At 70.2% G+C, this 369-nt stretch carries 1 pseudogene; it reads left to right on the forward strand.

Annotated elements, in window-relative coordinates:
• Positions 1–369: pseudogene (locus BN1129_RS07550) on the forward strand ((Fe-S)-binding protein); the annotation flags it as partial.

Consider the following 369-nt stretch of genomic DNA (forward strand, 5'->3'; position numbering starts at 1 on the left):
AGCGTCCCCCCGCCAGGCTGCCGACCCTGCCGGGGCCGAGCCGCTACCGGTGGCCGCAAGGGGAGCCGAGGGGCGCAAGCACGGGCATAGGCGATGGTCACGGCGAAACAAGCGAGCGCGCCGTGGTCTATCTGCCCTCCTGCGCCAGCCGGGTATTCGGCCAGCAAGCGGGTGCCCCGTCACTGCCACAGGTGGTGCAATCCTTGCTCAAGAAGGCGGGCTGCCGGGTCATAGTGCCGGCGAGAGTTGAGGGGCTCTGCTGCGGCATGCCTTATGACAGCAAGGGGATGGTCGAGGTGGCGGCGACCAAGCGCACCGAGCTGGTCGAGGCCCTGTGGCAGGCAAGCGAGCAGGGGCGCTGGCCCGTGC

The organism is Aeromonas popoffii (assembly GCF_000820025.1).
GTDB lineage: Bacteria > Pseudomonadota > Gammaproteobacteria > Enterobacterales > Aeromonadaceae > Aeromonas > Aeromonas popoffii.